The sequence below is a fragment of the Mesorhizobium sp. M0189 genome, assembly GCF_040322135.1.
GTDB lineage: Bacteria > Pseudomonadota > Alphaproteobacteria > Rhizobiales > Rhizobiaceae > Mesorhizobium.
The window spans coordinates 122,845-138,976 of sequence record NZ_JAMYSW010000011.1 but is presented as its reverse complement, the minus strand read 5'-3'; the positions used below and the strand labels follow the sequence as shown (position 1 = coordinate 138,976).

Here is a 16,132-nt window from a genome sequence, read left to right as displayed (position 1 = left end):
AAGCGCGGGATGGGACCGCGCCACATGTCTCATATGGTTTGGGCGGCGGCCTTTCGACCACCGCCCGGTCTCAATAGATGCTCGAACTCAAGACGCTCGAACTCAGAGCGTCCTGGTTACCATCTCGACGCGGAAGCACTCGATGACGTCACCGACGCGCATGTCCTCGTAGTTCTGGAAGGCCATGCCGCATTCCTGACCGCCCGGAACTTCCGAAACCTCGTCCTTGAAGCGCTTCAGGGTCTTCAGCGTGCCTTCGTGGATGACGACGTTGTCGCGGATCAGGCGCACGCCCGCACCACGCTCGACCTTGCCTTCGGTGACACGGCAGCCGGCGATCTTGCCGACCTTGGTGATGTCGAAGATCTCGAGGATCTCGGCATTGCCGATGAAGGTCTCGCGACGCTCCGGTGATAGCAGGCCGGAGAGCGCCGCCTTAACGTCATCGACGAGATTGTAGATGATCGAATAGTAGCGGATCTCGATGCCTGCCGCAGCCGCGGCCGCACGCGCCTGCACATTGGCACGAACGTTGAAGCCGATGATCGCAGCCCCCGAGGTCTCCGCCAGCGACACGTCGCTTTCGGTGATGCCGCCGGCGCCCGCATGGACGATGGGGGCGCGCACCTCGTCGGTGCCGAGATTGTCGAGCGCCGCGTTGATCGCCTCGATCGAGCCCTGCACGTCGCCCTTGATGACCAGCGGGAATTCCTTCAATCCGCTGGTCTGCAATTGCGACATCATCTGTTCAAGCGAGCCGCGCTGGCCGGCATGCCTGGCCACCGCCTTCTCGCGCGCCAGACGTTGGCGATATTCGGTGATCTCGCGGGCGCGGGCTTCGTTGTTGACAACGGCGAAGCGGTCGCCGGCCAGCGGCGTACCTTGCAGACCGAGGACTTCCACCGGCATTGCCGGCGGCGCTTCCTTGACCTGATCGCCGCGATCGTTGACCAGCGCGCGCACCCGGCCCCACTCGTTGCCGGCGACGAGAATGTCGCCCGGCATCAGCGTGCCGGTCTGCACCAGCACGGTTGCGACTGGGCCGCGGCCCTTGTCGAGCTGGGCTTCGATGACAACGCCTTCGGCGGTGCGGTCCGGATTGGCCTTCAGGTCGAGGATTTCGGCCTGCAGCAGGATCGCTTCGAGCAACTTGTCGAGATTGATGCCCTTGGTCGCCGACACCTCGACATCCAGCACCTCGCCGCCCATGGATTCGACGAACACCTCATGGCGCAGCAGTTCCGAGCGCACCTTCTGCGGGTCGGCGTCGTGCTTGTCGATCTTGTTGATCGCCACGATGATCGGAACGCCGGCCGCCTTGGCGTGGTTGATCGATTCGATCGTCTGCGGCATCACGCTGTCATCGGCCGCCACCACCAGGATGGCGATATCGGTCGCCTGGGCACCGCGGGCACGCATCGCCGTGAAGGCGGCGTGGCCGGGCGTGTCGATGAAGGTAATCTTGTTACCGTTCTTCTCGACCTGATAGGCGCCGATATGCTGCGTAATGCCACCGGCTTCGCCGGACACCACGTTGGCATTTCGGATGGCATCGAGCAACGAGGTCTTGCCGTGATCGACATGGCCCATGATGGTTACCACCGGCGGACGCGGCTGCAGGTCCTCGGGACGATCGGCGATGTTGAACAAGCCCTCTTCGATGTCGGACTCGGCGACGCGGCGGACCGTGTGGCCAAATTCGGTCGCGACGAGTTCGGCCGTGTCGGCGTCGATGACGTCGCCAGGCTTCAGGATCTGGCCCTGCTTCATGAAGAACTTGACCACGTCGACAGCGCGCTCGGACATGCGCTGCGCCAGCTCCTGGATGGTGATGGTTTCGGGCAGGATCACTTCACGCATGACTTTCTCGCGTGGCTCATTATGCAACGCGCGCTTGAATTTCTCCTGACGGCGGCGCATCGACGACAGCGAGCGGGCGCGCGCATCCTCGTCGGAAAGCGCCGAATTCAGCGTCAGCTTGCCGCGGCGGCGGTCTTCCTCGCCCTTGGTCGGTTTGGCCGGACGCGCCACTTCGGGCGTGACCAGACGGCGCACTGGTGCGCCGGCACCGGTCCGCTTCGGCTTGACCTCTTCCTCGTCATCGACTGTCGCCAGTTCGGCGGCCAGCGGCGCACGGCGGCGTGCCTCTTCCTCGGCACGGCGGCGGGATTCAGCCTCGGCTTGCAGCCGTGCCTCTTCCTCGGCCTGACGGCGAGCCGATTCCTCGCGCTCGCGGCGGCGGCGCTCCTCGTCCTCGCTGCGGCGCTTGGCCTCCTCGATGGCGCGTTGGCGATCCTCGACGTCACGGACCTTCGAGCCCTCGAGAGCGCGGCGGCGTGCTTCCATTTCCTGGCGCGACAACTCGTTCAGCACCATGCCGCCGCGTTCGACCGGCGGCGGAGGCGGCGGCGCCTTGGGGGCTTCCTGCACGGCAGGCGCTGCCGCGACCGGCTTCGGCGTGAAGACGGACACAGGCGCTGCCGCCGGCTCCGGCTTGTCGCCGGGCAGCGAGAACTTGCGCTTCTTGGTCTCGACAACCACCGATTTGGTGCGGCCGTGCGAGAAGTTCTGGCGCACCGTGCCCTGTTCCATACCGGGGCGCTTCAGCGTCAAGGTCTTCTTCGGCGTAACACTCAGCGTCTTGTCGTCGCCCGATTTCGTATCGCTCATTCCATATCCTCTGCGGCATCATCTTCGTCAGCAACGGCCGCAAGCATTGCCAGATCGTCCGGGGAACCGCCCCGATATCGGTCGAGCGCAACCATGCGCTTCTGGACCGCCCTGCCCGCGTCTCCCGCGAGAACGGCAGCATGTATCACATTTGTACCCCCCAATGCCAAGCTCAACTCGGCCTCGGAGAAAAGTTTGTAAGCGCGGATCGCAGGCCCGCCGAGGTGGACGGTTGCCCGTCGCGCCTGGCTTATCTTGCGGACGCCATCGTCGGAAGCCTCGGTCGCGTGGAGCACGAAAAGTGCAAGTCCGCCGCGCACGGCGCTCTCGACCTTAGTCGCTCCGAGCGCTATGGCGCCCGCCTTGCGGGCCAGGCCAAGCATGCCCAGAGCGGACCTGGAAAGCAGCGCGTCGACCATGCCGCCAAGATCGGCTGGCACGGTCACCTGCGCCTTAAAAGCACGGGCAAACAGGTTTTTCGCCGCTGCCTTGTCTATATGTAGGCGGTCGGCGGTCACCCAGCAACCGCGGCCGGGCAGGTTTCTCTTGATGTCCGGAACGACGGCCGAATCCGGGCCGACGACGAAACGGATCAGCTCATCCGGTTCGGCTTGCCTGCGGGTGACGATGCAGGTGCGATCGTTCATCTCGTCCAAGGGCGGGTTCGGTGCGATGCGGTTTCACCTCACGCACCGACGGTTTCGTCAGCCGGCACGCCCTCGGCGGCAAGCTCGTCTTCGGTGATCCAGCCAGCCTTCAGGCGAGCGGCCAAGACCATTTGCTCGGCATCGGCGCGCGACACGCCGTGGTTGGCGAGCACACCCGGGAATACCTTCGTCTCGCCGTCCTTGCGTTCCTTCCAGCCGGTCAGGTCGTCGGCGGCGTAGCCGGCGAAATCCTCGATCGTCTTCACGCCGTCCTCGCCGAGCGTCACCATCATGGCGGTGGTGATGCCGGGAATCTCGCGCAGCTCGTCCTCAACGCCGAGCGCCTTGCGCTTCTCGTCATGCTCGGCTTCGATCTTCTCCAGATATTCGCGGGCGCGGGTCTGGATCTCCGAAGCCGTGTCCTCGTCGAAGCCGTCGATCGACGCGATTTCGCCGGAATCGACATACGCGACCTCCTCGACGCTGGTGAAGCCTTCGGAAGCGAGCACCTGGCCGACCATCTCGTCGACGTCGAGGGCTTCCATGAACAGCGACGACCGTTCAACGAATTCCTTCTGGCGCCGTTCGCTCTCTTCCTGCTCGGTCAGGATGTCGATATCCCAGCCGGTGAGCTGCGAGGCAAGACGGACGTTCTGGCCGCGGCGACCGATGGCCAGCGACAGCTGGTCGTCGGGGACGACGACCTCGATGCGCTCGGCATCCTCGTCGAGCACGACCTTGGCGACTTCCGCCGGCTGCAATGCATTGACGATGAAGGACGCGGCCGAGGGCGACCACGGAATGATGTCGATCTTCTCGCCCTGCAATTCGCCGACGACCGCCTGGACGCGGCTGCCGCGCATGCCGACGCAGGCACCGACCGGATCGATGGAGCTGTCACGGGAGATGACAGCGATCTTGGCGCGCGAACCCGGATCGCGGGCGACCGACTTGATCTCGATGATACCGTCGTAGATTTCCGGCACTTCCATGGTGAACAGTTTCGCCATGAACTGCGGATGGGTGCGCGACAGGAATATCTGCGGGCCGCGTTGTTCGCGGCGCACGTCATAGACGTAGGCGCGGACGCGATCGCCATATTTATAGTTTTCGCGCGGGATCAGCTCGTCCCGGCGGATAATCGCCTCGCCGCGGCCGAGATCGACGATGACGTTGCCGTATTCGACACGCTTGACGGTGCCGTTGACGATCTCGCCGATACGGTCCTTGTACTCGTCATATTGCCGGTCGCGCTCGGCCTCGCGCACCTTCTGCACGATGACCTGCTTGGCCGACTGGGCGGCGATGCGGCCGAAATCCATCGGCGGCAGCTGTTCGGCGATGAAATCGCCGAGCTGGGCGTCCGGATTGCGCTCGCGCGCCGAGGAAATGGCAATCTGCGTCGCGTAGTCGTCGACCTTCTCGACCACTTCCATCAGCCGCTGCAGCTTCATCTCGCCGGTATTCGGATTGATATCGGCCCGGATATTGGTTTCCTGGCCGTAGCGCGAGCGCGCGGCCTTCTGGATCGCATCGGCCATAGCGGCGATGACGATCGACTTGTCGATCGACTTTTCACGCGCGACCGCATCGGCGATCTGCAGCAGTTCAAGCCTGTTGGCGCTTACAACCATCTTCTTTCTCCCGAGCTTGTTGCCGACCTTACGGCCGGCAGCCCAATCACATTTCCTGTTCGGTTTCGTCTTCCGCACCCTCTGGTGCGTCTTCGGGTTCGCCGCGGCGTTTTCTGGCTTCCTTGCGCGCCCGGTTATCCTTCGACAGCGCATCGCGGATAAGATCATCGGTCAGAACCAGCCGCGCTTCGGCAATCGCATCGTAGGGAACACGCACCGTCGGCTCCTCGCCGTAAGCGGCCTTGTCGCGCTCGATCAGCACACCGTCCGCGTCGCTTTCGGCGATCTTGCCCTTGAAGCGCTTGCGGTCGGCGACGAGAACCGACGTTTCCATCTTCACCAGATGGCCGGTCCAGGCTGCAAAGTCCGATTTGCGGACCAGCGGCCTGTCGATGCCCGGCGACGACACTTCGAGATGATAAGCCTTCTCGATCGGATCATCGACATCGAGCGCCGGCGATACTGCCCGGCTGACCTCTTCACAATCCTCGACAGTCATCGTGCCGTCCTCGCGCTCGGCCATGATCTGCAGCGTCAGCCCGTTCTGGCCCGACAGATGCACACGTACCAAGCGGAAACCGATGGCGCGCAGTACCGGCTGAACGATCAGGGCGATGCGCGCATCGATGCCGCTTTCGCGGATGATGCGGTCGTCGCCTTCGCTTGCCGTCACTGTCATTCGGTCCCTGTCGTTCGATTCCTGCTTGGCCGGCAGGTAATAAAAAAGAGCGGGACCGGGTGGACCCACTCTTCGTCATACCGACCAAGAATTTGAAGCTGATATAGACGATCGTGGCCGTCGTTTCAAGCCCGTCGTGCATGACGGCAAGGCTCCGAGTCCGCAGCGCTGCGCCAAATGCATGGCGCCCATGCAGTAATCCTCCTTTGAGCACCGGCAACGCACGACTATCTATGTTGCATTGCACAATTGGAGCGCTCACTACGCTCGGAAGGATCCGATCATGAACAATCGTGGATTTTTTTCAGCCATAGGCGACTTTTTTAGCGTGTTTGGCAGCGCCGTAGCAGCGTCGCGTGCTGTGGAAAACGGTCGCAAGCCGCGTGCGAATGATCTGCGCAATCTGGGCATGGAGCCGGCAGCCTTCGATAAAATCCGCCGCTTCTAAGCCAAGTGAACAGGAGAGCCTTCGGCCGCTCAGCTCGGACTTCCTGCTATTTCCGCACAAAGGTGAGATAGGCGGGCCGTCGGCCCTCGCGAATGGCCTTGGCCTCATAGCGCGTCCCCGGCCAGCCATCATAGGGCCGACGCCAGTCGGCTGCTTCGTTTGCCTGCCACGTGAAGGCGCCATGCGCCCGGCAATGCAGCAGCGTCCAGTTCACATAGCTGTCGATGTCTGACGCAAAGTGGAACTTTCCGCCGTGCTTCAAGACGCGCGCGAAGCGGTCGAGATTGACCGGGCTGACGAAGCGCCGCTTCCAGTGCTTCTTCTTCGGCCACGGATCCGGGTAGAGAAGGTCGATGCCGTCAAGCGAAGCCTGCGGCAGCCAGTCAAGCAGGCGTGTGGCGTCGTCGTCATAGACGCGCAGATTAGCAAGCGGCCGCTCCCGGACCGCCATCATCATCTTGGCCATGCCGTTGACGAAAGGCTCGACGCCGATAAAGCCGGTCGCCTGGCTGGCCGTGGCACGGTGCAGAAGATGTTCGCCGCCGCCAAAACCGATTTCGAGCTGGACAGCGGAAACTTCGGCTTCGAAAAGGCTGCGCAGATCGGCTGGCGGTTCAACCGTCAGATCGAGCCTGTAGGCGGCGAAGCCGCTCTCCAGCGCCGCCGCCTGCTGCGGTCGGATGGTCTTGCCGCGCCGGCGACCGAAAAACGCCTCGGTCGCACGGCTTGGCCGGTCCTTCGGGTCCATAGGCGCCGTTGTTAGGCGGCGACTGCTTCGGCGACCGGTTCGGCGAGAGCGTCCTTGAGCGCCTTGGCGAGATCGGTCTTCTCCCAGGAGAAGGATCCGTCGCGGCCGGCCTTGCGGCCAAAATGGCCGTAGGACGACGTCTTGGCATAGATCGGCTTGTTGAGATCGAGGTGGCGGCGGATGCCGGACGGCGATAGGTCCATCACAGTGCGCAGTGCACGCTCGAGCTTTGCCTCGTCGACCTTGCCGGTGCCGTGGAGGTCGACGTAGATCGACAGCGGCTGGGCGACACCGATCGCATAGGAAAGCTGGATAGTGCAGCGATCGGCAAGCTTCGCGGCAACCACGTTCTTGGCGAGATAGCGCGCCGCATAGGCGGCCGAGCGGTCGACCTTGGTGGTGTCCTTGCCGGAGAAGGCGCCGCCGCCATGGGGCGCAGCCCCACCATAGGTGTCGACGATGATCTTGCGGCCGGTCAGGCCGGCGTCGCCGTCAGGTCCGCCGATGACGAACTTGCCAGTCGGGTTGATGTACCAATTGCAATTGTCGGCGATCTTCAGGTCGCCTAGTGCTTCGCGGATATAGGGCTCGACGACGTTGCGCACCTTCTTCGAATCCCACGTCTCATCGAGATGTTGGGTCGACAGCACGATCTGCGTCACTTCCGCCGCTTTGCCGTCGACATAGCGGACTGTCACCTGGCTCTTGGCATCCGGCCCGAGCCTGCCGGCATCACCGCTGCCCTCATGGCGCGCAGCGGCCAGCAATTCGAGGATCTTGTGGCTGTAATAGATCGGCGCCGGCATCAGGTCCGGCGTTTCGCGGCAGGCATAGCCAAACATGATGCCCTGGTCGCCGGCTCCTTCCTCGCCTTGCCGGTCGGAAGCGTTGTCGACGCCTTGGCCGATATCCGGTGATTGGCCGTGCAGCAGGACCTCGATCTTGGCCGTCTTCCAGTGGAAGCCGGCCTGCTCGTAGCCGATTTCGCGGATTGCCTTGCGGGCGACCGACTTGAACTTGGCCGGGTTGACAATCGGATGACCGGCCGCATCCTTCAGGACGTTGCCCTCCTTGTCCTTCTTGAGCAGCGTCTCGGGGACGCGCACTTCACCGGCGATGACAACGCGATTGGTCGTCGCGAGCGTCTCGCAGGCGACGCGGACTTTCCACGGGTCCATGCCGGTCTTTCTAGCCTCGCGGTAGACGAGATCGACAATCTCGTCGGAGATACGATCGCAGACCTTGTCGGGATGGCCCTCGGCAACGGATTCCGAGGTGAAGAAATAATTGTGCCGCGTCACGGGTGTCCCCTCTTGAAAAAATATCGGCAGGCCGCCGATTTTGGCGCGCCAGTTGTTAACGGTGCCGGGCGCCGCTCGTCAAGTCGTGCAGCCGTTCTGGCATGAATTTTGACGTTATTATCTTTGCGTCCAGAAGACGGCGGCAGGGCGCACTACCCTCATCTCTTGCACTCACAGGCTGAAGAGAACGGTTTCGTGGAAGCATGTCGAGCAAAATCGATCCGCGCGTCGGCGCATCTGCGGAATGCACATCCCACGGTGCACTCAGCCACGAGAAATTGCATGCCCGGCTACGGCCAGTCAATCGACCTCGTCGGCGGAGAGCGACTTCACAAGCTCGATGATCTTGCGACGCACTTTCACGTCGGCGATCTTGACGAAGGCGCGGTTCAGCTGGAGGCCTTCCGGGCTGCCGCAGAATTCGACGGCGGAGGTCATCGACGCATCCTCGGCAAATCCACGGTTGCCCACGGCCTCCTGACCGGGCGCATCCTCGAAAAAGAAGGCGACGGGAACGCCGAGTATCGAGGCGATTGCCTGCAAACGACTGGCGCCGACGCGATTGGTGCCTTTTTCGTACTTTTGGATCTGCTGGAACGTTATGCCGAGGTTTTCGCCCAGTTTTTCCTGACTCATTCCCAGCATATTGCGGCGAAGCCGGATGCGGCTTCCGACGTGGATGTCGATCGGATTCGGCTTTTTCTTGTTTTCTTCTGTCATTTTTTCCTCGCCGAATTTTTCCGGCTTTTTCTATTTTGCTGCCCAAACGACGCCGCGGCCCGTGCCCCAACAGAACGACCTTATCGACTTCGAGAATTTTCAGGCGCTTACAGTATGAGTTTCTAATGTGTCGGCTGTCAATTCGCCCGTAGCCTTTGCCTTACGTTCAAAATGCATGCCGCAACGGCAAGCAAAAACATGATCAGCATTCCGTTAATGCGTCGTTGGCCGGAGGAAACGATGGCTTGGTTGGAGATCGGCACACGCACATCGATGGCGCCGCGTGCGTCGATAGCCAGCGCGTCGACGATGCGTCCTTGCGGGTCGACAACGGCCGAAATGCCGTTATTGGCCGCGCGCAACAGGGGCACCCCATTCTCCACCGCCCGGATCTGCGCCTGCCTGAAGTGCTGGTACGGCCCTGGCGTGTCGCCGAACCAGGCGTCATTGGTGACGTTCACAATAAGCTCGGCTGACGTAGCGTCAACCGCGACCAGATCGGGAAAGATGACCTCATAGCAAATAAACGGCAGCGCCCGGATGCCGCCGGGCAGCGTGATCGGGTGCCGCTCATTGCCGGCCGCGAAGGTCATTGGGCCGGCGACAAGCTGCTCAAGCCCGAAGCGGCCGAGCAGATCGGCGAAAGGCAGGTATTCACCAAACGGTACCAGATGAACCTTGTCGACGGCATCGACGATTTCGCCCCTTTCGTCGATCGCCACGACCGAGTTGTAGTAACGGCTTCCGGTCGCCGAGCCGCCTTCCTCGCGAACGACGCCGGCGACCAGCATCTGGCCATCGCCGAGCATCTCTCCGATGGCAGGCAAGGCATCCGGACGTTCGGTGAACAGAAACGGCACGGAGGTCTCCGGCCACAGGATCAATTGCGGCCTGTCATGGCCGGGTTCCGGCGCTTTGGCCGAAAGCCCCATCATGGTGGCGAAGATGCGGTCACGCACCGAGGCATCCCATTTTTCCGTGAGGTCGACGGCAGGCTGCACGATACGGACGTCGAGGCTGCGGGCGGCCGGCTTTTCGGGGGCGGCGAGCCTGATATAGCCGAAGCCGGCATGGGCAACGACCAGAACGACAAGCAATGCCACGCCGAGGCGAAGATGCCGGCGCGCCGCAAGCAGGGCCGGCAGTGCAAAGACGAAGACTGCAAGCGCATTCATGCCGATCATGCCGGTCACCGACACGCTCTGCATCAGCAAAGGCACCGGCATCGCCGCATAGCCGACGGCATTCCAGGGAAAGCCGGTGAACAGGAAGCCGCGCAACCATTCCGCCAGCGCAAAGCCGAAGGCGAGCGCGGCGATGCGGCCGATGTCATTGCTCCACAACAGCCGGGCAACCACGGCGGCGAAGCCATAGAAGAAGGCCAGCGCGAGGGGGATGCCAACCACCGCGAACGGCAAGGCCCAGGCGAAGCTGTCGGCCTCGACCAGAAGCGCCGAGCCAACCCACCACAGACCGGCAAGAAAGTAGCCGAAACCGAACCACCAGCCGATGGCGAAAGCCGGCAGCAAGCGTCGCAGAAAACCGTCCGAGGCTTCGCCGGTCGCGCCATCGAGAAGCCACACCAGCAGCGGGAACGAAACGAAACAGACGGCGAAGAAATCGTAAGGCGCCTGAGCGAGAACCGCCAGCGCGCCGGCAAGAAACGCCACCAGCGCGCGCCGCCAGCCCCAAAGCAGAATTATCCGGCCGGCCTGGCGCTCCATCTATGCTTCCGAGTCGTGCGAATCAGGAAGCAAGATTTATCAGGCCGCGGCCTTGGCTCCAAACCGGATAAGAGCGAACAAGTCCGCTCATAGCTATCGATGCCAGCCTTCGATCTTCAGTCCGCCCAGCCGCTCAGCCTCTTCGCGTGGGACGGAGCGGACAGTCTGGGAAAAGGTCCAGACATGGCCTTCAGGATCGCGCGCCCTGTACTGCCGTTCACAGTAGAACTGGTCGGCAGGCTCCTCGACGATCTCGGCTCCCGCCGCCCTTGCACGATCACAGTGGGCATCTATCCCGTCCTTGAGGCACGCATAGACCGACTGCGTGTTCTTGCCTGCAACTGAAGCCGGGCTGGCTATATGGTCGGCCCATTCGGAATCGATGATGATATAGCCGTCGCCGAACCGCATCTCGGAATGGACGAGCCTGCCATCGGTATCGCTGACCACCATGCTCGGCTCGAAGCCGAAAGCCTTTTCAAGCCATGTCAATGCGGCCCGCGGATCCTGGTAGAAGACGCCGGAGCCCAGTGTCGAGTGCTTGAACGGGTCCTCAATCGGCATCGGGCGAGCCGCGTCTTTCAAGCCTGCTCGGTGCGGGCGGCGCGGCGGCGGCGCTCGCCCTTCAGGGTTTCGACTATGCGCACGCGCTTGACGCGGCGTGGGTCGGCGTCGAGCACATGGAACTCGAAGCCGGGTATGGCCTGCACCACTTCGCCGCGCGCCGGCACCCGGCCAAGCGTGTTGAAGATCATGCCGCCGATCGTGTCGACATATTCGCCGTGCTCGCCGGCGGCGAAATCCTCGCCGATCATCTTGGCGACATCGTCGATCTCGGCCTTGCCGTCGACGATGAAGACGCCTTCGCCGGCCTGGGTGATCATCGGCTCGTCGTCGTCGTGCTCGTCCTCGATGTCGCCGACCACCATCTCGACGATATCCTCGAGCGAGACGAGGCCGTCGGTGCCGCCATATTCGTCGATGACCAGCGCCATCTGGGTGCGCGTCGTCTGCATCCGCCCCATCAGGTCGGAGGCGAGCATCGACGGCGGCACGAACAGCACCGGTCGGATCAGGTTGAGATCGCCGATGGTGCGCGCCAGATCGACCTGGGCGAGATCGAGAACCGTTGCGACCGCGGTTTTCCTGGTCGTCCTGCCCTTTCGGACGCGGGCGACCTTGGTGATGTGCGCCAGCACGTCGCGGATATGGACCATGCCGCGCGGGTCGTCGAGCGTCTCCGAATAGACCGGCATGCGGGAATGGCCGGACTGTTCGAAGAGCCCCAGAAGATCACCCAGCTTCGTGGTGATCTCGACCGCCTCGATGTCGGCGCGCGGCACCATGACGTCCTCGACGCGCACTTCGCGCAGACGCAGGATATTGTTGAGCATGGCGCGTTCGCCGGGCGAGAAGGATTCCGCATCGCTCGCCGTTTCGGCAAGCGCACCGGCAATCTCCTCGCGCAGGCTGGTGCCGTTGCGGTGCCTGAAAAGCCCGAGCACGCGATCGAACAGGGAAGGACCGGCAGGCGATGCCTCGCTGGCGAAGCTGCCGGTCGTGGTACTCGGACTCGAGCCCTCTTCCGTCGTTTCGGAAGGCTTGATCGCACTGCCGGCATCGGGGCGGGCGGCAGTCTCTGGTTTGTCGTTCATCATCGTCCGGTCAATTGATCTTTTGTAATTACGTGTAGGGATCGGGAATGGCAAGCCTCGCAAGTGCTGCGCGCTCTGTCGCTTCCATCAGTTCCGCTTCGGCGTCGGTTTCGTGATCGTAGCCCAGCAAATGCAGCAGGCCATGGATAACGAGATGGGAGATATGGTCCTCGACCGGCTTGTCTTCCAGTGCCGCCTCGCGCGCGACCGTCTCGGCGGCCAGCACGATGTCGCCGAGCATCGGCGGCAGCGGCCCGCCCCGGGCAAACGGAAAAGCCGGAAAAGACAGGACGTTGGTCGGCTTGTCCTTGCCGCGCCAGCCGGCATTGAGCGTGCGGATATGGGCATCGTCGGAAAAGAGGATGCTGAGCTCGGAACGCCCGTCCGCACCGGTTTCGGCAAAGGCGGCCGAGACGGCATGGTCGACCAGCCGCGTCAGCGTCGTCTCGGCGGGCCAATCTCCGGCCTCGATCGCGATATCGATCTCGACGGGAAGCGGCCCCCCCGCCTTTTGCTCCTCAGCCATGCGGCCGCATAATCATATCAGCCTTCGACACCCAAGCCCCTGGCCAGCTTGCCGTCGCGGTCGTAGGCCTTGACGATCTCGGCGACCAGCGGATGCCTGACGACGTCGCCTTCGTTGAAGCGGACCGTCACCATGCCGGTGACGCCGTCGAGGATTCTCAGCGCCTCGACCAGGCCGGACTTGGTGTTTGGCGGCAGATCGATCTGGGTCGGATCGCCGGTGACGATCATGCGCGAGTTCTCGCCGAGCCGGGTCAGGAACATCTTCATCTGCATGGGCGTGGTGTTCTGCGCCTCGTCGAGGATGACGGCAGCGTGCGCCAGCGTACGGCCGCGCATGAACGCCAGCGGCGCGATCTCGATGACCTCGGCGGCAATCGCCCGCTCGACCTTGTCGGCCGGCATCATGTCGTAGAGCGCGTCATAGAGCGGCCGCAGATAAGGATCGACCTTCTCCTTCATGTCACCCGGCAGAAAGCCAAGCCGTTCGCCGGCCTCGACCGCGGGGCGCGACAGCACGATGCGTTCGACCATGCCGCGTTCGAGCAGCATTGCCGCATGTGCCACCGCCAGATAGGTCTTTCCGGTGCCGGCCGGGCCGATGCCGAAGACGAGTTCCGACCGCTCCAGCGCGCGCATATAGGCGTCCTGGTTCAGCGAGCGGGCATAGATCGTCTTCTTGCGCGTCGATATCTGGGCGGCAGACACCTTGCCCTTGCGCTCCAGTGTCGGCAGCGTCAGTTGGTCGTCGGCGGCGATCGCCATGCGCACAGCGCCGTCGACATCGGACTGGCCGATATCGGTGCCTTTCTGCAGAATTCCGTAAAGATTGTCCAAGGCGCGGCGTGCCTGCTCGGCCGCCGAGGAAGAGCCTTTGATGGTCAATTGATTGCCGCGCGAGCGGATGTCGACGCCGAGCTTCTGCTCGAGTCTGGCCAGATTCTCGTCGAATTGGCCGTAAAGGGCGCTGGCAAGCTTGTTGTTGTCGAAAGTCAGTACGATGTGCGCCATATCCGAGGCCCCCGAGGGTAGGTTCTGGGGCAGGTTCTTCACTTCAGCAGCGCTCAACCGTCTCTCCTCATCTGCCGAGACCTTCAGGCCAATTCGGCGAACAGGCTGTTGTAGCCCGTCTTCGTGATTCGTACCTGGATAATGTCACCGATTTCGCCGGCCATTTCATCAACAATAACCGGCTGCAGCCAGGGCGAGCGGCCAACCTTCTGACCGGCCTGGCGGCCCGGCTTTTCGATCAGCGTGTCGATGGTCCTGCCGATCAGGCTTGCGCCGAAATCCTGCTGCTGTTTCAGCAGTAGCGCCTGCAGCCGCTGCAGGCGCTCGTCCTTGACGGCCTCCGGCACGTGATCACTCATCTCGGCGCCCGGCGTGCCGGGGCGCAGCGAATATTTGAACGAAAAGGCCGAGGCATAGTTGACGTCTTGGACCAACTGCATGGTCGCCTCGAAATCGGCTTCCGTCTCGCCGGGAAAGCCGACGATAAAATCGCCCGACAGCGCAATGTCGTTCCGTGCGGCACGGATGCGGTCGATCAACGTCAGATAGTCCTTGGCCATATGTCTGCGGTTCATCGCCTTGAGTATGCGGTCGGAGCCGGATTGCACCGGTAAATGTAGATAGGGCATCAGCGTAGGCAAATCACGATGGGCGGCGATCAATTCATCGTCCATGTCGCGCGGATGACTGGTTGTGTAACGCAGACGCGCCAGGCCCGGAATCTCGGCCAGCCTGAACAGCAGCCGGCCAAGGCCCCATTCTGCGCCGTTTTCACCTCTTCCATGCCAGGCATTGACGTTCTGGCCGAGCAGCGTCACCTCGCGCACGCCGGCATCCGCCAGGCGCTCGGCCTCGGCGACGATCTGTGCCACCGGCCGCGAGACTTCCGAGCCGCGTGTGTAGGGCACGACACAGAAGGTGCAGAACTTGTCGCAGCCTTCCTGAACGGTCAAGAACGCCGTCACGCCGCGCCTGATCAGTTCGGCGCGCTTCGGCTGCGGCAGATGCTCGAACTTGTCCTCGACGGCATAGTCGGTCTCGACGATCTTTTCGCCGCTCCGCGCCCTCGCCAGCACACCGGGCAGCCGGTGGTAGGTCTGCGGGCCGATGACCAGATCGACGGCCGGCGAGCGGCGGATGATCTCGGCACCCTCGGCCTGTGCCACGCAGCCGGCGACGCCGACCAGCATTTCGCGCCCGGCCTTAGCACGTTCCGCCTTCAACTCACGGATGCGCCCAAGTTCCGAATAGACTTTTTCCGCCGCTTTCTCGCGGATGTGGCAGGTGTTGAGCAGCACCAGATCGGCCTCGCCGATAACGTCTGTCGCGGCATAGCCGTCGGCCGCCAGCGCATCGGTCATGCGCTGCGAATCGTAGACGTTCATCTGGCAGCCATAGGTCTTGACGAAGACCTTTCTGGTCGCGGCAGGCAGAACGACTAGGTTTTCGGCGGCAGCGCCGATGTCGTCGCGTTCTATCGTGTTCAATTCCATTTCGCGGCTTCTAGCGCCTTTCCCTGACAAAAAACAGACGAATCTGGCCGGAACCTGCGCGGCTTACCGGCTTGGGCGCGGTTCGGCGAGAGCCGCCTGTACCATCTCGCGCACCTGGCGTTCCATCTGCTTTGCCGTTTCCTTGCGGCTGGAGCCCTTGGAGAAAGCAATCGCCTCGCCAAAATGCACCTCGACGTCGAGGGCGCCCTCGGCCATCAGCACCTTCAGATGCGGCATCAGCTCTTCATCGCCGATCCAGGCGGCAACCGGCCGATGCCGGCGGCCGAGCGGCACGCCATGCAGGCGCGTATAGACGATCGCCACCGGCTGGATGAAGACCTGTTCGGCCGCCCCTTCCGCAATCGCCATTGTAGCGGCGCCGAACAGCGTACTCTTGAACGGCAGGATCATGTTGCCGTCGCCGGTCGAGCCTTCGGCAAACAGCACCATGGCGTCGCCCTTGGCCATGCGGCCGGCGATCTCGCTCGCCTGGTCGCCCGACGAACGTTTGCGCTCACGTTCGATGAAGACAGTGCGCTGCAGCTTCGACAGCATGCCGATCAACGGCCAGCCGGCCATGTCGGCCCTGGCGATGAACGTCACGTCGACCATCGACCCCAGTACCATGATGTCGGTCCAGGAGATGTGGTTGGCGGCAATCAGCAATGGGCGCTGGCCGGACAGCGCCCCCTTGACATGGATGCGCAGCCCCAGCGCCCTCACGATCATCCTGTGCCAGATCTTCAGGATGAAGGTCTCGCGCCAGAGCCCGGTCCTCATCGACAGGACCTGCAGCGGCACAAGCACCAATGAGCCGACGACAACCAGCCCCAGCGCCAGGAAAATCCTGATTTTTCCGATCATCCGCACCACCCCG

The 16,132-nt window shown here is 63.0% G+C and carries 15 protein-coding genes; 1 reads left to right on the top strand and 14 read right to left on the bottom strand.

The features are described from left to right. Positions 1 to 102: 102 nt before the first annotated feature. The 4 genes from infB to rimP are packed head-to-tail and all read right to left on the bottom strand — an operon-like array spanning position 103 to position 5,630. Positions 103 to 2,670, bottom strand: a complete 2,568-nt coding sequence (infB, locus tag NKJ09_RS20420) for a translation initiation factor IF-2 (RefSeq protein ID WP_352641440.1) — start codon at positions 2,668 to 2,670, stop codon at positions 103 to 105. Continuing rightward, positions 2,667 to 3,317 carry an RNA-binding protein gene (locus NKJ09_RS20415; RefSeq protein WP_023719562.1) on the bottom strand — a complete coding sequence of 217 codons (651 nt, stop codon included), beginning with the start codon at positions 3,315 to 3,317 and terminating at the stop codon, positions 2,667 to 2,669. The genes infB and NKJ09_RS20415 overlap by 4 nt, the downstream gene beginning before the upstream one ends. A gap of 38 nt (positions 3,318 to 3,355) precedes the next feature. Further along, complete coding sequence (gene nusA, locus NKJ09_RS20410; RefSeq protein ID WP_352493772.1) at positions 3,356 to 4,951, bottom strand: transcription termination factor NusA; 1,596 nt, start codon at positions 4,949 to 4,951, stop codon at positions 3,356 to 3,358. Between the two features lie 46 nt (positions 4,952 to 4,997). After that, complete coding sequence (gene rimP / locus NKJ09_RS20405) at positions 4,998 to 5,630, bottom strand: ribosome maturation factor RimP (protein ID WP_023719564.1); 633 nt, start codon at positions 5,628 to 5,630, stop codon at positions 4,998 to 5,000. Positions 5,631 to 5,913: 283 nt separating this feature from the next. Here rimP and NKJ09_RS20400 point away from each other — a divergent pair, with 283 nt between their 5' ends. Beyond that, the gene (locus tag NKJ09_RS20400) at positions 5,914 to 6,078 is read left to right on the top strand and encodes a hypothetical protein (RefSeq protein ID WP_023719565.1); all 165 of its coding nucleotides are present in this window, start codon (positions 5,914 to 5,916) and stop codon (positions 6,076 to 6,078) included. Positions 6,079 to 6,124: 46 nt separating this feature from the next. Here the strand turns inward: NKJ09_RS20400 and trmB are convergent, their stop codons facing one another. The 10 genes from trmB to olsA form a co-directional block, all read right to left on the bottom strand. Then, positions 6,125 to 6,826, bottom strand: coding sequence for a tRNA (guanine(46)-N(7))-methyltransferase TrmB (gene trmB, locus NKJ09_RS20395; RefSeq protein ID WP_352493771.1), 702 nt, complete (start codon positions 6,824 to 6,826; stop codon positions 6,125 to 6,127). Between the two features lie 11 nt (positions 6,827 to 6,837). After that, positions 6,838 to 8,127, bottom strand: coding sequence for a methionine adenosyltransferase (metK, locus tag NKJ09_RS20390; protein WP_023719567.1), 1,290 nt, complete (start codon positions 8,125 to 8,127; stop codon positions 6,838 to 6,840). A gap of 300 nt (positions 8,128 to 8,427) precedes the next feature. After that, positions 8,428 to 8,847, bottom strand: a complete 420-nt coding sequence (locus tag NKJ09_RS20385) for a helix-turn-helix domain-containing protein (RefSeq protein ID WP_352493770.1) — start codon at positions 8,845 to 8,847, stop codon at positions 8,428 to 8,430. A gap of 137 nt (positions 8,848 to 8,984) precedes the next feature. Next, on the bottom strand, positions 8,985 to 10,571 hold the full coding sequence (gene lnt, locus NKJ09_RS20380) for an apolipoprotein N-acyltransferase (protein WP_352493769.1): 1,587 nt from the start codon (positions 10,569 to 10,571) through the stop codon (positions 8,985 to 8,987). Positions 10,572 to 10,664: 93 nt separating this feature from the next. Beyond that, positions 10,665 to 11,135, bottom strand: coding sequence for a VOC family protein (locus NKJ09_RS20375; RefSeq protein ID WP_352493768.1), 471 nt, complete (start codon positions 11,133 to 11,135; stop codon positions 10,665 to 10,667). 17 nt (positions 11,136 to 11,152) lie between these two features. Beyond that, a complete protein-coding gene (locus NKJ09_RS20370) occupies positions 11,153 to 12,226 on the bottom strand; it encodes a hemolysin family protein (RefSeq protein WP_352483241.1) in 1,074 nt (357 codons plus the stop codon). Between the two features lie 28 nt (positions 12,227 to 12,254). Next, entirely contained in the window at positions 12,255 to 12,752 is a 498-nt protein-coding gene (gene ybeY / locus NKJ09_RS20365) for an rRNA maturation RNase YbeY (protein ID WP_352483242.1), read from the bottom strand. 17 nt (positions 12,753 to 12,769) lie between these two features. Then, positions 12,770 to 13,762 (bottom strand): PhoH family protein, encoded by a 993-nt coding sequence (locus tag NKJ09_RS20360; RefSeq protein WP_023719573.1) that lies wholly within the window; start codon positions 13,760 to 13,762, stop codon positions 12,770 to 12,772. Positions 13,763 to 13,845: 83 nt separating this feature from the next. Continuing rightward, positions 13,846 to 15,255, bottom strand: a complete 1,410-nt coding sequence (gene miaB / locus NKJ09_RS20355) for a tRNA (N6-isopentenyl adenosine(37)-C2)-methylthiotransferase MiaB (protein WP_352483244.1) — start codon at positions 15,253 to 15,255, stop codon at positions 13,846 to 13,848. 63 nt (positions 15,256 to 15,318) lie between these two features. Further along, positions 15,319 to 16,119, bottom strand: a complete 801-nt coding sequence (gene olsA / locus NKJ09_RS20350; protein ID WP_023719575.1) for a lyso-ornithine lipid O-acyltransferase — start codon at positions 16,117 to 16,119, stop codon at positions 15,319 to 15,321. Positions 16,120 to 16,132 lie beyond the last annotated feature (13 nt).

Coding starts and splice junctions, on each gene's coding strand:
- infB (WP_352641440.1), bottom strand. CDS start 2,670: ATGAGCGATACGAAATCGGGCGACGACAAGACGCTGAGTGTTACGCCG.
- NKJ09_RS20415 (WP_023719562.1), bottom strand. CDS start 3,317: ATGAACGATCGCACCTGCATCGTCACCCGCAGGCAAGCCGAACCGGAT.
- nusA (WP_352493772.1), bottom strand. CDS start 4,951: ATGGTTGTAAGCGCCAACAGGCTTGAACTGCTGCAGATCGCCGATGCG.
- rimP (WP_023719564.1), bottom strand. CDS start 5,630: ATGACAGTGACGGCAAGCGAAGGCGACGACCGCATCATCCGCGAAAGC.
- NKJ09_RS20400 (WP_023719565.1), top strand. CDS start 5,914: ATGAACAATCGTGGATTTTTTTCAGCCATAGGCGACTTTTTTAGCGTG.
- trmB (WP_352493771.1), bottom strand. CDS start 6,826: ATGGACCCGAAGGACCGGCCAAGCCGTGCGACCGAGGCGTTTTTCGGT.
- NKJ09_RS20385 (WP_352493770.1), bottom strand. CDS start 8,847: ATGACAGAAGAAAACAAGAAAAAGCCGAATCCGATCGACATCCACGTC.
- lnt (WP_352493769.1), bottom strand. CDS start 10,571: ATGGAGCGCCAGGCCGGCCGGATAATTCTGCTTTGGGGCTGGCGGCGC.
- NKJ09_RS20375 (WP_352493768.1), bottom strand. CDS start 11,135: ATGCCGATTGAGGACCCGTTCAAGCACTCGACACTGGGCTCCGGCGTC.
- NKJ09_RS20370 (WP_352483241.1), bottom strand. CDS start 12,226: ATGAACGACAAACCAGAGACTGCCGCCCGCCCCGATGCCGGCAGTGCG.
- ybeY (WP_352483242.1), bottom strand. CDS start 12,752: ATGGCTGAGGAGCAAAAGGCGGGGGGGCCGCTTCCCGTCGAGATCGAT.
- NKJ09_RS20360 (WP_023719573.1), bottom strand. CDS start 13,762: ATGGCGCACATCGTACTGACTTTCGACAACAACAAGCTTGCCAGCGCC.
- miaB (WP_352483244.1), bottom strand. CDS start 15,255: ATGGAATTGAACACGATAGAACGCGACGACATCGGCGCTGCCGCCGAA.
- olsA (WP_023719575.1), bottom strand. CDS start 16,119: ATGATCGGAAAAATCAGGATTTTCCTGGCGCTGGGGCTGGTTGTCGTC.